Raw genomic sequence first — 14,719 nt, 5'->3', positions numbered from 1 at the left:
TTTCGTCGTCAGCAGGGATTGAGCGGCGGCTCGCCGGCCAGATAGCGGCGAACCTCTTCGGCCGCCTGGTCGGCGGCAAAGGTGACGGTGCGCACGGATGCGCCGGCGATGTGCGGCGTCAGCGTGACATTCGGGAGCTGCAACAGCGGCCAGTCCGGCGGCACCGGCTCGACCGCAAAGGTGTCGAGCATCGCGCCGGCCAACCGTCCCGAGCTGAGCACCTCGAACAGCGCCTTGTAGTCGACCAGCGGACCGCGCGCGGTGTTGATCAGGATCGCCCCCGGCTTGATCTTCGCCAGCGCCTCGCGATCGATGAAGCCGGTGGTCTCCGGCGTCACGCGGGCATGCAGGCTGATGACGTCGGCGCGCGCCAGAAGATCGGCAAGCGCGACGTGCTCGACACCGTCGTTGCGGTCCTGTGCGCTGAGCTGGACGTAAGGGTCGGTCACAAGGATCCTGCAGCCGAACGCCTTGAGCAGCTTCACGACGCGCGTGCCGATCGCGCCATAGCCGACGATGCCGACGGTCATCTCCCCGAGCTCGCGTCCGGTCCTGTCGGCGCGATAAAGATCGCCGCGCCACTCCCCGCCCCGCATCGACTCGTGACCGCTCCTGATCAGACGGGTCTCCGCGAGCATCGCGCCGATGGTGAACTCCGCCACCGCGCTGGCATTTCGTCCGGGCGTGTTGACGACCAGCACGCCATGATCGCGCGCCGCCTGCATGTCGACATTGACCGGACCGCCGCGCGACACCGCGATGAACTTGAGCCTTGGCAGCCGCTGCAGCATCGCGCGCGAGATCGGCGCGAGATGCGTCACCAGCAGCGGCGCTTCGCCGATGAATTCGGCGAGCTCATCCGGATCGCCCATGAACTCCTTGAGACCATCGAGCTTGGAGCCGGCATAGCCATGCTCCATCGGCTCGTCCGGCCAGGGCTGTTCGAGCATGCGGATGTCGACGCCGTCGCCGCAGATGGCGGTGATGCGCTCGGCGAACACCGAGGGCAGCATGAAGCGGTCGCCGATGATGGCGATGGAGCTAGACATGATTGGCTCCTGCACGCTGGGCCGCAAGCTGCTTCCACACCGGCCGCGCCGCGAGGCGGGCCTCGACATAGGCCGGAAACAGCTGCGCATAGCGCTCCGCCAGCGCCGCATCCGGCGCCTGCGGCTCATCCAGATACGGTCTCACCCATTCCTCCGCGCAGATCATCATGTCCGGGTAGAGCCCGGTCGCGACCGTGGCGATCATCGCCGCCCCCGACGCGCCGGCTTCCTCGCGACGGCAGACTCGAATCGTGCTGCCGAGTGCCGCGCCAAGAATCGCGCCGAGCGCGCGGCTGCGTGCCGCGCCTCCGGTCAGGCGAATTTCCGTCGGCAGCGGTCCCATCGCCGCGTAGCAGTCGCGTGCGGCGAAGGCCAGTCCCTCCATCACGGCGCGCATCAGATCCCAGTAGCCGTGACGGGTGCGCAGGCCGACCAGTTGCGCAGACGCCTCGTGGGACACGAATGGTCCGCGCTCGCCAGCATCCGAGATGAAGGGATGATAGAGCAGCTCGCCCGCCTTCGCCGCGAGCACGCGCTCGTCCAGCCGCCGGATCAGATCATTGCGCGACCGGGCGATGCCTTCCATGGCGAGCACGCCTCGCGCGACATCGAGCAACCAGTCGATGTTCAAGGTCGCAGCCATGGTCGACTGCATCTGGGCATAGTGGTCCGGCACCGGGAACGGCATCGTATAGCCGGTCGCCTCGGCATTCAGCTTGACCGCGTCGGCGCTGTTCGCCAGCCGCATGTGCATGCCGGTCGAGCCGATGATCGTGCAGCCGACGTCGGGTGTGGGATCATATAGCCCACCACCGAGCGCATTGCAGATCACGTCGACATAGCCGAGCGACACCGGCACGCCCTCGGGCAAGCCCGTCTCCGCCGCGGCCGCCGCGGTCAAGCCATGCGTCGTCGTGACACCATCGACGACATCTGGAAACAGGCGCGCGGAACCAGCGATGCCGATGAGACGCGCCGCCTCGCCGTCGAAGCCGCGCTTGCGAAAGTCGCCGCAGGAGAACGTCGCCTCGGACGGGTCCGTGGCCCGCTCACCGGTCAGCTTGAAGTAGAGCCAGTCCTTGCAATGGAACGCCGTACCCGCGCGTCCCAGCATCTCTGCGTCATGCGCCTGCAGCCAGGCCAGTTGCGCCCCCTGCTGGCAAGCGTTGAGCCCCGATCCGGTGCGCTGATAGTGCGCGGCATTGCGCTCGCCGCCGCGGAAGGCTTCGACGAACCCTGCCGCGCGCGAGTCGAGCCACAGCAGCGCGGGCGCGACGGGATGGCCGTCCGCATCGATCAGCCAGGTGCCGTCGCCCTGCCCGGTCACGGCGATCGCGGCGACGCGACGGGACAGATCCGGCAGCGTGCCGCCCAGGCCGCGCAAGGCCGCGACGGTGTCGGTCCAGGTCCGCGCCATGTCCTGCTCGACGCGGCCGCCCGGCAACGTCGCGTAGCTGTTGGGAATCGCGAAATCCCCGAGCTGGCGTCCATCCCGCGCAAACGCCACCGCCTTGATCACCGAGGTCCCGGCGTCGATACCGATGATCACGTCGCGGATCGCAGCCGAGGTCATGTTCAGCGCGCCTCCGCGTGGCGGACGCAAACGCCGTCGGCGCCGAAAATATGGAGATGGCGTGACTCCAGCGCGCAGGGCACGACGTCGCCCGGTCGCGCCGCGACCTTGCTGGATGTCACGCCAACCAGCAGATGACCGGCGCACTCGCCCGCAATATGCGACTGATCGCCGAGCCACTGGTTGGAGACCACGCGCAGCCTCGCCTCGCCGCTGCCGATCGCGATCCGCTGCGGCCGGATGCCGACCTTGATCCGATCGGCCCGCACCAGCGTCTGCTGTCCCGCCGCGTCCAACGTCTGCCCGGGAATGTGAAAGGCAACATCGGAGCCCACAGACAGGCGGAACCCGCCTTCCTCCTGCGTCACCACAGCCTCCATCAGGTTCATCGGCGGCTCGCCAATGAAGCTCGCGACGAACAGATTGGCCGGGCGGTTCTTCAGCTCCCGCTCGCTGGCGAACTGCTGAAGCACGCCGTCTTCCATGACGGCGATGCGATCGGCAAGTGCGCTCGCCTCGGTCTGGTCATGGGTGACGAAGATCGCCGTCATGCCGCGCTCGGCGAGCAGACCCTTGATGCGGCCGCGCAGCACGGCACGCAGCTGCGGCTCCAGTTGACCCATCGGCTCGTCGAGCAGATAGAGGTCGGCATCACGCACCAGCGCTCGGGCCAGCGACACCCGCTGCTGCTGTCCGCCGGAAAGCGCGTGGGGATGATGATCGAGAATGTCCTCTATCTCCACCAGGCGGGCAATGCTGACAACGCGTTGCGCAATCTCGGCGCGCGACAATTGCCGCGCCTTCAGCGCGAACGCAATGTTCTCACGCACCGTGAGCGGCGGGTACAACGAATAGCCTTCGAACGCCATCGCCACCTTGCGCTTCGCCGGCGCCAGATCATGGATCGTCCGCTGCGCCAGCGCGATCGACCCCGAACTCACGCTCTCGAAGCCGGCGATCATGCGCAGCGTCGAGGTCTTGCCGCAGCCGGAAGAGCCGAGCAGCGCGACGATCTCGCCGGCCTTCACCTCCATATCGAGCGCGCGCACGGCATGAACCGGCGGCTTGCCCCGGCTGTGATAGACCTTGTCGACGTTGCGGATTTCGAGCATGCCCATCCCCGATCCTCACGCCGCCTGCCGCCGCGGCGCCAGGCCGATGCGCTCGCCCGTGGCGTGGTCGAACAGCAGCGCCGCTTCCGGCGCGAACCGTACGAACACGTCCTCGTCGGCATGCGCCTCCAGCGGCTCGGGCGCCTGCGCCGCCAGCCACTCCGATCCGTCGGCGAAGCGCAGCAGCACCACGGCGCGCTCGTGGATCGGCGTGACCGCGACGATCCGCGCCGGGATCACACCCTCGCCGCCATCACGCGTCACCACGACATCGTCGGGCCGGACGCCAAGCCAGCAACGCTCACGCATATTGGACGGCACGCCGTCCGCATCGAGCCGGATCAGCGTCCCGGCAACAGATGCGGTCAGCCGCCCCTGCTCCGCCACCGGCGTGACCTCGGAAAGATTGATGCTGGGATCGCCGAACAGCCGGGCCACGGCGACCGACGCCGGCCGCGCATAGATCTCCTCCGGACGCGCCACCTGCACCAGGCGGCCATTGATCAGCACGGCAATGCGATCGGCGATCGCCATCGCCTCACGATAGTCCTGCGTCACGTAAAGCACCGCCGCAGAGCTCCTGCGCAGCAGGCTCGGCAGCTCCAACCGCATCTCATAGCGCAGCTTGGCATCGACGTTGCGCAAGGGATCGTCGAGCAACAGCACCCCGGGATTGCCGATCAGCGCGCGCGCCAGCGCGGTGCGCTGCTTCTGGCCGTTGGACAGTTCACGAGGCTTGTGGCCGAGCACGTGCTCGATCTTCAACAGCCGGCTCATTGCCGCAACCTTGGCCGCAATGTCGGCCGCCCCCGTCGCGCGCAGCCCGCTGGCGATGTTGTCGCGCGCGCTCATGTGCGGAAACAGGGCAAAATTCTGGAACGCCATGCCGATGCCGCGCTGCTCCGGCGGCGCGTCGACGATCGAGCGGCCGCCGACCAGGATGTCGCCGCCGTCAGGCTCGAACATGCCGGCAATCATCCGCAGCAGCACGGTCTTGCCGCTGCCGGACGGGCCGAACACCGCGACGATCTCGCCGGGCTCGACCGTCAGCGACACGCCCTTGGCGCAGCTTGCGGCGCCGAAGCTCTTGTCGACCGATTGGAGTTCGAGACGCGCCATGTATCCTCAACCCTTCACTGCACCGAGCGAGAGACCTTCGACCAGATAGCGCTGCGCATAGAGCGCGAGCAGCAATGTCGGGGTGACCGACAGCACGATCGCGGCGGCGATCTGGCCGTATTGGATACCGGACGCCGTCACGAAGGCCAATGCGCCGACCGTTACCGGCTGCTTGTCGGCCGAGGCCAGGATCAGCGCAAAGACGAAGTTGTTCCAGCAGAAGATGAAGGACAGCAGGCCCGCCGCGGCGATGCCGGGCCCGGCCAGCGGCACGGCAATGCGGGTGAACGCCTCGCGCCAGGAATGCCCCGCGAGCCGGTAGGCGTGCTCGATGTCGGGACTGATGTCCTCGAAATAGCCGCGCACGATCCACAGGATCAGCGGCAGCGCGATCAGTTGGTAGACCCAGACGATGCCAAAATAGGTGTCGTTGAGGCCAAGCTGCTGGTAGTACAGCGACAGCGGCAGCAGCACCAGGAGCGGCGGCGCGAAGCGGAACGACAGCAGCGTGAAGGCGATGGTCTCGCCGAGCCGGAACTTGAAGCGCGCGAACGCATAGGCCGCGGGGACGCCGAGCAGCAGCGCCAGGATCACCGACGCGCTCGACAGCACGAAGCTGTTCATCAGGTTGCGCATGAAGGTGAGCTGCAGATTGCCGGCGGCGGTCTTGAGCTGGCCCGAGATCAGCGCCTCGTAATTGGCGAACGTCGGCTCGAACAGGATGCGCGGCGGGATGCGCAGGATCTGCTCATTGGTCTGGAACGACATCAGGAGGATCCAGACGATCGGAAACATGAAGAACAGAAGCACCAACGCCAGCGCGATGCCGCGGAAGATGCGCCCTGCCAGACTGGAGTGATCCATGATGTCTCTCCCTCAGGCGTGACCGTGGGCGCGTGCGCGCAGCCGCAGCCAGTTCTTGATGAAGATGTTGGACAGGATGTTGGTGATCAGCCACAGGATCATCAGCAGCGCCGCCGAGCGTCCGACATTGGTGTACTGGAAGAACTCGAGATAGGCCTGGACCTGGAATACCATCAGCCGGTCGCCGGGGCCGCCTTGCGTCATCGCATAGACGATGTCGAACTGCTGGATCGAATCGAGCAGCCGGAACAGCGAGGCGGTGATGATGTAGGGCGCGAGCATCGGCAGGGTGATGCGGAAGAAGACGAAGCTCGCCGGCACGCCGTCGAGCGCCGCCGCCTCGAACGGCTGCCGCGGCAGCGAGCGCAGGCCAGCCAGGAGCAGGATCATGATGAAGGGCGTGTAGACCCAGACGTCGACCAGGACGACGGTGAACAGCGCGGTCGACGGATCGGATGCCCATTTGAAGTCGTGCACGCCGAGCAGCCCGACCAGATAGGACAGGATGCCGAAGCTCGGATTGGTCATCAGCTTCCACATCAGCGCGGCGATCGCCGGCGCCGTCATCAGCGGCAGCAGCAGCATGATCGAGACGGCGTTGTGGAAGCGCGTGGGACGTCGCAGCAGCAGCGCGATGCCAAGGCCGAGCAGCAGCTCGGCGATGACGGTCACCGCGGTATAGACCAGCGAGATGCGCAGCGTGTTCCAGAACGCCGGATCGGACAGGAAGTCGATATAGTTGTCGATGCCGATGAAGCCGCGCAGATACGGCAGATTGAGCCGGTAGCGCTGCAATGAATAGACCGCAGCGGTCACGAACGGCACCAGGATGGCGATGCAGACCAGCAGCGCCGGCAGGCTCAGCAAATACGGCAGCAGCCGGCCGCGCCAGCGTTTCGTGCGGCGCGGCGTCGCCTTGGTCTCGACAAGTTGGGCCATGCTCATGACAGGCGTGATCACATCAGCGCGGGATGGGGCGGGCCGACCCGGACGCTGTGGGGAGCGTCCGGGCCGGCAGGCGGTCATGGGAGATGGGGCGCGGCCTCAGCCGAGGCCGGCCTGCTTCAGCTGACGGTTGATGCTCTCGGCAAGCTTGTCGAGGCCCTCATCGACGCTGATCTCCTTGGCCACCATCTTCTGCAGCGAGGCCGCCCACTCCGTCGTGAGGTCGAAGAACAGCGGCTGCGCCGTGAAGTAGATCTTCGCACCGGGCGCCGAGAGGTCATGCTGCTCGAGATAGCCAGGATAGGACTTGGCGATGCGGTCGCGGAATTCGCCGTCCTTCCACACGGAGGCGCGGACCGGATTGACGAAATCCATCTTGCGGGCACCGAACAGACCGTGCTCGACGGAGGCCGCCCACTGCATGAAGGTCCAGGCCGCATCCTTCTGCTTGGAGAAGCTCGACATCGCCAGCGACCAGATCCAGACGTTCGGCGTCGGCGCCTTCGCGGCCGGATTGGCCGCGAACGGCGCATAGCCGAGATTGCCGCGCTCCTTGTTCTCGCCGCCGTTCATGAAGTAGCCGAGAATGTCGGCGTCGAAGATCATGCCGGAGGCGCCGGCGCCGAGGTCCGTGCCGACCTGATACCAGGTGTAGGTCGACCAGTTCTTCGGACCCGACCCCTGGATCATCCTGACCCATTTCTCGTGGAAGTCCTTGGAGGCCTTGGTGTTCATCGCGGCCTTCAGCTTGCCGCCTTCCATCACGAAATCCTTCTGGCCGAAATTGGCGTAGGCCGAGAGGAAGCCCGGATGGATGGTCGCCCACGAGCGCGAACCGCGCACGCCGACGCCATAGGGGCCGCCAGCGTCCTTGGTGATCTTGGCCGCGACCTCCAGCATGTCGTCGAGATTGGTGGGCGGCTTGACGCCGACCTTGTCGAAGATCTTGCGGTTATAGGTGATGTTGTTGAGCTCGTAGCCCCACGGGATGCACCATTGCTTGGCCTTGCCGGAGCCGAGCTCGGAGCCGGCGACGCCGTCCCAGGCGGTGGAGGAGCGCAGGCCCGGCAGCACATCGTCCCAGGCGAACGCCGGATTGGTCTTGGCCGAATCCTTGATGTAGGCGTTGAGGTCCTCGATCCAGCCGGCCGGACCGTAGGTCCAGGTCATGTAGGCGCCGGTCATGAAGGCGTCGTACTGATCGGACTTCGACGACAGCGCCGCCGTCACCTTGTCGAAATAGACGTCCTCCGGGAAGATGTCGTAGGTGACGTTCATGCCGGTGAGGCTCTTGAACGCCTCGATGTCGCCGATCATCGCATCGACGTAAGGATGCTTGTTCAAGAGCAGCTTGACGGTCTTGCCGCTATGGGCCTTCCAGTTGAAGTCAGCGGCCATCGCCCTCGACATCGCCGAGGCAAAGGCGGCATTGGCGGCGACACCGGCGATGCCGAGCTTGGCAGCGCCGTCGAGCAGATCACGCCGGCTGATGCGCTTGCCGGCATAGGCCGCAAAGAGATTCTTCTCACGATCGTACATTCAACCCTCCCTTTGTTTTTTGTAGAGACGTGTTCGCGTTACCTGCCCTTCCGACTCTTGTTCTTGGAGTTGCCGGATGTTTTCTCCGGCTTGTCGGTCGCCAATGCCTGAGCGGTTACCTCATCGATGATGAGACCGTTCAGGAAGCCGCTGCGCAGCACCGCGCGCAGGGCCGTGATCTTTGCCTCGCCGCCGCCGATGGCGACGATGCGGTGCTTCTTCAGATCGGCAGCGGCCATCGAGGTGGCGCGCGCCGAAAGATCGAGATCGAGCAGCTCGCCCTGGGCGTTGAAGAAATGCCCGAGCAGATCGGCGCAGGCGCCGGCGCGCTTCAGCTCGACGACCTCATCCGGCTTGATCATGCCGCTCGACACCAGGAAGCCGTCGGCATGGATCTGGCCGATGCCGACGAACAGCAGCGACGCCCGCTGCGCCAGCGCGAACACGTCCGATATGCCGAACTGCTGCATCAGCACGCGGCGATCGGCGACGGAGTTGGCGAACACCGGCACCGGCAGCAGATAGGCTTCGGCGCCGGTGCGCTCGGCCAGGCGATGGATCACATCGAACGGGTTGGCGGCGAATTTGCGCGTCAGGCCGCCGAGCAGCGACACGAACTGCACGTCGCGCGCCGGCGTCTGCGGCAGTTGCGCCACCACCGCCGCAAGCGTGCGACCGTGGCCGACGCCGATGATCTTGTCGTCGCCGCGCTCCAGCACCTGGCGCAGGAAGCTCGCACCCTCCAGCGCGAGGGCCTTCAGTGGCAGATCGCCCTCGCCGAGATCCGGCGCAACACGGCAGAAGTCGAGCCCGTAGCGTTCGGCCAGCGCGTTCTCGAGTGCGACGCATTCGGCGACGGGACCCTCGACGAAGACACGGATCATACCCTCGCGGCTGGCCCGCGCGATCAGGCGATGCGCCTTGGTGCTCTGGATGTTGAGGCGGTCGGCGACCTCCGACTGCGTCAGCCCGGCCGCGAAATACAGCCAGGCGGCGCGCGTCGCGAGCGAGGCCTCGCCGTCCACCATGGGCGTCCTGTCGGAAGCTGTCGTCACGCCTGAATGCCTGCTTGCAAAATTCTTCACACCTTGCAAAAAATTGCAGACGCCGGTCCGGCCGTCAATCCCCCAAACGTGCTGCAGCGCGTCAGGGATGACGCGCCGGGCGAGCACAGCCATGCTCGCCGGCGCACAACGGGATGAGGTCGCATGACGGAGTTGTTTGTCGGCATCGACGTGGGCACGAGCGGTGTGCGCGCCTGCGCCGTCGATATCAGCGGCGAGATCAAGGGCGCAGCCGCCGTTCCGCTGGTCGCGCCGCGTCAGGACGGCAACGCCATCGACCAGGATCCCGAGCTGTGGTGGCAGGCGACGGTCGCGGCGCTCGACAAGCTCGGCAGGATCGTCGATCTCGGCGCCGTCGCGCGCATCGCGGTCGACGGCACCTCCGGCACCTTGCTGCTGATCGACGCCGACGGGCGGCCCCGCTCGCTCGGCCTGATGTACAATGATGCCCGCGCCGTCGACGAGGCCAGGCGCATCGCCGCAATCGCGCCGCCCGAGAGCGGTGCGCATGGCACGAGCAGCCCGCTCGCCAAGCTGCTGCATCTGCTCGCCTCCACGAGCGGCGCGCGACAAGCCGTGCACCAGGCCGACTGGATCGCCGGACGCCTCGCCGGCCATCATGGCGTCAGCGATGAGAACAACGCCCTGAAGCTTGGCTATGACCCCGTCAGGCGCGAATGGCCGCGCTGGATGGATCAGCTCGGCGTTCCTCGCGACGTCCTGCCGAGCGTTCTCGTGCCGGGCACGCCATTCGCCGATATCGATCCGTCGACCGCGCGCGCGCTCGGTCTGTCGCCGTCGGCGCGCATCGTCGCCGGCACCACCGACGGCGTCGCCGCCTTCATCGCCACCGGCGCCGATGCGCCGGGCGATGCGGTGACCTCGCTCGGCACCACGCTGGTGGTGAAGCTGATCGCGACGCAGCCGATCTTCGCCGCCGATCAGGGCGTGTACTCGCATCGCCTCGGCGACAAATGGCTCGCCGGCGGCGCATCGAACTCCGGTGGCGCCGCACTGCTTGCGCATTTCACCGCCGCCGACATGGACCGCATGGCACCGTTGCTCCGCCCCGACGAGCCGACCGGGCTCGACTACTATCCGCTGCCCAAACCCGGCGAACGTTTTCCGATCGCGGATCCCGCGCTGGCGCCGCGGATCCAGCCACGTCCGGTCGAGGATCATCGCTTCTTCCAGGCGCTGCTCGAAGGAATTGCTGGCGTGGAAGCGCTGGCCTATCAGCGTCTTCACGCGCTCGGCGCGCCGGCGCTACGGCGGGTGATCAGCATCGGCGGCGGCGCCCGAAATGATGCCTGGACCGATATCCGCCGGCGCATCGTCGGCGTGCCCGTCAGCGTCGCCGCGCAGACCGAAGCGAGCTACGGCACCGCGCTGCTGGCGCTGCAGGGACCGCCACGATGACGGCGGCGGCGTGCGAGATCAGCGGCCTGTCTGCCATCGCCGACAGGTTCGATCACGTCCTGCTCGACCAATGGGGCACGTTGCATGACGGCAGGACGGTGCTTCCGGCTGCGCACGACTGCGTCCTGCGGCTGCGCGAGGCCGGCAAGCATATCCTGGTGCTGTCGAACTCCGGCAAGCGCGCGAGCGCCAATGCCGAGCGCCTCGCCCGGCTCGGCCTGCCGCGCTCGACCTATGACGGCATTCTCACCTCGGGCGAGGTGACATGGACCGGCCTGCGCGACCGCACCCGCGAACCCTTCACCGATTGTGGCAATGCCTGCTTCCTGATCACCCGGGGCGGCGATTGCTCGCTGATCGACGGGCTCGACCTCGTCCTCGTGACGGATATGCGTGACGCCGACTTCATCCTGCTCGGCGGCCTCGATGACGACCTCGCCGAGCCCGACCTCTGGCGCGATCGATTCACCGGCGCGGCGGCGCGGGGCGTGCCGATGATCTGCGCCAATCCCGACCTGATGATGTTCGGCGCGGCTGGCCTCGTGCCGGCGCCCGGCACGCTGGCGCGCGCCTATGAGTGGCTCGGCGGCCCGGTGAGCTTCGTCGGCAAGCCGCATGCGCCGATCTTCGCGGCGGCGCTGGAGCAGCTCGGCGATCCGGACCCGCACCGCGTGCTGATGATCGGCGACTCACTCGACCATGACGTCGCCGGCGCCCGCGCTGCAGGCCTGCAGAGCCTGCTGCTCGGCGATGGCGTGCATCGCACGACGCTGGCCGGTGCGCCCGACCTCGCTGTGGCAACGCGCAAGCTCGCAGCTTCGCCCGGCCGCATGCCGAATTGGACGATGCAGCACCTGGTATGGTGAGAAGGAGACGCGAAATGCGCGAGCCTGCCGAGCTTGATGATTTGCGCCGGATGTCGGCGCGGGTCGGCCGCAACATCGAGCTGGTGCAAGGCGCCGGCGGCAACTCCTCGCTCAAGCAGGATGATGTGCTGTGGGTGAAGGCGTCCGGCACCTGGCTTGCCGACGCCGACGCGAAGGACATCTTCGTGCCTGTTCTCCTGCCTGCGGCGCGCGATGCGCTCGCCGCTGATGACGAGCGCATTCCGCTGGCCGCTCCCGGCCCCCTGCGCGCCTCGATCGAGACCGCGCTGCATGCGCTGCTGCCGCACCGGGTCGTGCTGCACGTGCATGCCGTCAACACCATCGCCTGGGCGGTGCGGCGCGATGCGCGCGATGAATTTGCGGCGCGGCTGGACGGGCTCGCCTGGCGCCATCTCGACTACTTTCATCCCGGACTGCCGCTGGCGCGCGCGGTAAGCGCCATCGTCGCGCGCGACCGCATCGACGTGCTGATCCTCGGCAATCACGGCCTCGTCGTCGGCGCCGAAAGCTGCGATCAGGCCGAGGCGTTGGTCCATGACGTCGAGCGCAGGCTGGCGCTGCCGGTGCGCCCGGCGCCCGCTGCCGACGCCGCGGCCTTGCGCCGTCTGTGCGCCGGCACCGCCTATCGCCTGCCGCACGATGCCGGTAGCCACGGCATCGCCACCGATCCGTTCAGCCGCGCCATCGCGACCGGCGGCTCGTTGTATCCGGACCACGTCGTGTTTCTCGGCCCGGGCCTGCCGACGATCGAGAGCGCCGGCGGCCTCGCCACGCTGCTCGCACGGGCGGACGCGAGCCGCCTGCCCGCGCCCGTCGCGGCCCTCGCGCCGGGTCTCGGCGCCATCATCCGCAGCGACGCCAGCCCGGGCGCCGAGGCCATGCTGAGCTGCCTCGCGCTCGTGACCAGCCGCCTGCCGTTATCGGCCGATATCGGCTATCTCTCGTCTCAGCACGAGCAGTTGCTGCTCAACTGGGACGCCGAACGCTACCGGCAGCAGCTGACGGCAAGCCGCCAGCCGTCGAATTGAAGCGGCGACGGATCACGCGATCTCATCGCTCGAGACCGGCGGGGACGGCGCCCTCGCCCCAACCAGTTCGTGAAGCGCATCTCCGACCTGATCGATGACTTCGCCCCAATCGCGCCTTTCGCGCTGACGGAACAGGCGCATGCGCGGATACCAGACGCTGTCGTCCCGATCGAGCAGCCAGCGATAGTCCGGCGTGTACGACAGAAGCGTCCAGGTCGGACAGCCAAGCGCGCCGGCGAGATGAGCGACACTGGTATCGACCGTGATCACGAGATCCAGACATGAGATCAGCGCGGCGGTATCGGCGAAATCGGCAAGTTGACCCGTCAGGTCCACGATCCCGCTCGTCTCCTGGAGCACGGCCTTGTCTTCGGCCTTGGGCTCCTTCTGCAGGCTGACAAACGCCGCATCCGCGCCGAGCAGGCGGGACAACGTGCGCAACGGGATGGAGCGATTGTGGTCGTCGAGATGATTGGGGTTGCCTGACCAGACCAGGCCGACGCGCAATTTCTCGGGCGTGCCAAGGCGCTCCTGCCAGAGTTGGATCCGATCCGGATCAGGCGCCGGCAAATAGGACGCCGGCGCTGGAATCGTGGCCAGTGTCGTCCGAAAGGCAAACGGCAGGCTCATGATCGGACAATGGACATCCACCCCCGCAAGGTCGGCGGCCTCCGAGACCGGAATACATTGCGAAATGCCTGGCATGTTCGACAACAGTGGAAGCAACGGCTTTTGAACGGCAAGGATGACGCGCGCGCCCAACGCTGCGACCATCGGCACGTAGCGGACAAACTGGATCGTATCGCCCAGTCCTTCATCGGCGGCGATGACGATGGTTTGTCCCGCGATGCCATCCTGGCCGAGCCACATGGGTCGCCGGAAGCGCGGATAAGAGCTCGGCAGGCTCCAACGGGCCTCCCGGCCAGACCAGCCCGCGTCGAGATTTCCCAACAACAGGTTCAAATGAGCCGTTCCAAGATCGGCCAGCGCGTCTCTCGGATCGGCCCCCTTCAACTGCCTGTAGATATCGAACGCCTCGTCGAACCGACGGAGCTTCGTCAGCACGGAGGCCTTGTCGTGCAGCGCATCCCTTGAACCCGGCTGCAGAGCCAGGGCTCGCTCGAACCATTCCAACGCGTCCTCGTCTCGGCACATCGTCCGCAACACGATGCCGGTCTTGACGCAGATGTCGGAGTTTTCCGGTTCGATGGCGTGAGCTCGCTGGCAGATCGTCAGGGCCTCGTCGAAGCGCTTCAAGCCGTTCAGAAGCGCGCCACGCATCAAGAGTGTCGGGACATGGTTGGGCCGCAAGACGTCGCTCAGATCGAGATAGGTAAGCGCGTCGTCGATCCGCCCCAGCCGTTGAAGCGTGATGCCGCACTGGTTGGCGGCATCCCAATGCCTGGAATTCAGCTCCAGCACACGTTGGAAGCTCGACACGGCGTCGGCGAGCTGCTGCAGGTTGACGAGGGCATTCCCCCTCAGCATCCACAGATCGGCGCTTTCGAGACCGAGCGCCGTCGCCTTGTCGACGACCTTCAGCACCTCATCCGAGCGTCCCAAGACCTGCAGCACCGTGCCAAGACTCAGGAAGTACTGCGGCTGAACATCCTGCTGGAGCGCGCGGGATACCCACTGCAATGCAGCTTCATACTGCTGCCCCTGCAGGGCAAGGATGCCCAGCAAGTTGAGGGTCGGCGCATGCCCTCCGTCGATCGCAAGCGCCATATGGCAACACCGTTCGGCATCCGCATGTCGGCCATCGGCGACATCGCGCAAAGCAGCGTCATAGAAGAGCGCGGCACCATCGGGCTTGACAGGTTGGAGCTTCACTTTAGCGGGTGAAGCTCGGCGCTCGCGACGGTTCATTGCTGCATATGGTCCAGGTTGCGTCGTTAAAGTAGTTGATTCTCATTCAGGCTGACAGCCGCAATTCTATCTCCGGCTGTGGTGAGGGCCGCTCCGATTCTGGCTGCATTCCCTAGCATAAGAGCTCGGAAGACAACGATCCGATGACCACTTCGTGGAAGTCAAATTCAGCGCAACCATCGCGGGCACGATCAAATCGGCGTGCAGGACAAGGGTGAGGACTTCTTCGGTGGTTACGCCTATATGAGGTC

At 66.5% G+C, this 14,719-nt stretch carries 12 protein-coding genes; 3 read left to right on the top strand and 9 right to left on the bottom strand.

Features of this window, described 5'->3' with window-relative positions; genetic code table 11:
- Window positions 1-8: 8 nt before the first annotated feature.
- The 8 genes from QX041_RS09290 to QX041_RS09255 all read right to left on the bottom strand — a co-directional run bounded on the left by QX041_RS09290 (window position 9) and on the right by QX041_RS09255 (window position 9,229).
- Window positions 9-1,049, bottom strand: coding sequence for a 2-hydroxyacid dehydrogenase (locus QX041_RS09290; RefSeq protein WP_315718348.1), 1,041 nt, complete (start codon window positions 1,047-1,049; stop codon window positions 9-11).
- Window positions 1,042-2,622, bottom strand: a complete 1,581-nt coding sequence (locus QX041_RS09285) for an FGGY-family carbohydrate kinase (protein ID WP_316165092.1) — start codon at window positions 2,620-2,622, stop codon at window positions 1,042-1,044. The genes QX041_RS09290 and QX041_RS09285 overlap by 8 nt, the downstream gene beginning before the upstream one ends.
- Before the next feature lie 2 nt (window positions 2,623-2,624).
- Window positions 2,625-3,734, bottom strand: a complete 1,110-nt coding sequence (locus tag QX041_RS09280) for an ABC transporter ATP-binding protein (protein ID WP_315718400.1) — start codon at window positions 3,732-3,734, stop codon at window positions 2,625-2,627.
- Window positions 3,735-3,749: 15 nt separating this feature from the next.
- Window positions 3,750-4,853 carry an ABC transporter ATP-binding protein gene (locus QX041_RS09275; protein WP_316165091.1) on the bottom strand — a complete coding sequence of 368 codons (1,104 nt, stop codon included), beginning with the start codon at window positions 4,851-4,853 and terminating at the stop codon, window positions 3,750-3,752.
- Between the two features lie 6 nt (window positions 4,854-4,859).
- Entirely contained in the window at window positions 4,860-5,717 is an 858-nt protein-coding gene (locus QX041_RS09270; RefSeq protein ID WP_315718345.1) for a carbohydrate ABC transporter permease, read from the bottom strand.
- Window positions 5,718-5,729: 12 nt separating this feature from the next.
- Window positions 5,730-6,656 carry a sugar ABC transporter permease gene (locus QX041_RS09265; protein ID WP_315753025.1) on the bottom strand — a complete coding sequence of 309 codons (927 nt, stop codon included), beginning with the start codon at window positions 6,654-6,656 and terminating at the stop codon, window positions 5,730-5,732.
- 105 nt (window positions 6,657-6,761) lie between these two features.
- Entirely contained in the window at window positions 6,762-8,201 is a 1,440-nt protein-coding gene (locus tag QX041_RS09260) for an extracellular solute-binding protein (protein WP_316165090.1), read from the bottom strand.
- A 38-nt stretch (window positions 8,202-8,239) separates the two neighbouring features.
- On the bottom strand, window positions 8,240-9,229 hold the full coding sequence (locus QX041_RS09255) for a sugar-binding transcriptional regulator (RefSeq protein WP_315718398.1): 990 nt from the start codon (window positions 9,227-9,229) through the stop codon (window positions 8,240-8,242).
- A gap of 180 nt (window positions 9,230-9,409) precedes the next feature.
- Between QX041_RS09255 and QX041_RS09250 the strand changes: the two genes are divergently transcribed.
- The 3 genes from QX041_RS09250 to QX041_RS09240 are packed head-to-tail and all read left to right on the top strand — an operon-like array spanning window position 9,410 to window position 12,599.
- Window positions 9,410-10,684 (top strand): FGGY-family carbohydrate kinase, encoded by a 1,275-nt coding sequence (locus tag QX041_RS09250; RefSeq protein WP_316165089.1) that lies wholly within the window; start codon window positions 9,410-9,412, stop codon window positions 10,682-10,684.
- Window positions 10,681-11,550 carry a TIGR01459 family HAD-type hydrolase gene (locus tag QX041_RS09245; protein ID WP_316165088.1) on the top strand — a complete coding sequence of 290 codons (870 nt, stop codon included), beginning with the start codon at window positions 10,681-10,683 and terminating at the stop codon, window positions 11,548-11,550. Before QX041_RS09250 ends, QX041_RS09245 begins: the two co-directional genes overlap by 4 nt.
- 14 nt (window positions 11,551-11,564) lie before the next feature.
- Window positions 11,565-12,599 carry a class II aldolase/adducin family protein gene (locus QX041_RS09240; RefSeq protein ID WP_316165086.1) on the top strand — a complete coding sequence of 345 codons (1,035 nt, stop codon included), beginning with the start codon at window positions 11,565-11,567 and terminating at the stop codon, window positions 12,597-12,599.
- A 12-nt stretch (window positions 12,600-12,611) separates the two neighbouring features.
- Here QX041_RS09240 and QX041_RS09235 read toward each other — a convergent pair whose 3' ends face one another.
- Entirely contained in the window at window positions 12,612-14,468 is a 1,857-nt protein-coding gene (locus tag QX041_RS09235; RefSeq protein WP_316165085.1) for a tetratricopeptide repeat-containing glycosyltransferase family protein, read from the bottom strand.
- Between the last annotated feature and the right edge of the window lie 251 nt (window positions 14,469-14,719).

Source organism: Bradyrhizobium sp. SZCCHNRI2009, from assembly GCF_032485115.1.
Lineage (GTDB): Bacteria > Pseudomonadota > Alphaproteobacteria > Rhizobiales > Xanthobacteraceae > Bradyrhizobium.
The sequence above is the reverse complement of the archived record's forward strand: the minus strand, read 5'-3'. Positions and strand labels throughout refer to the sequence as shown.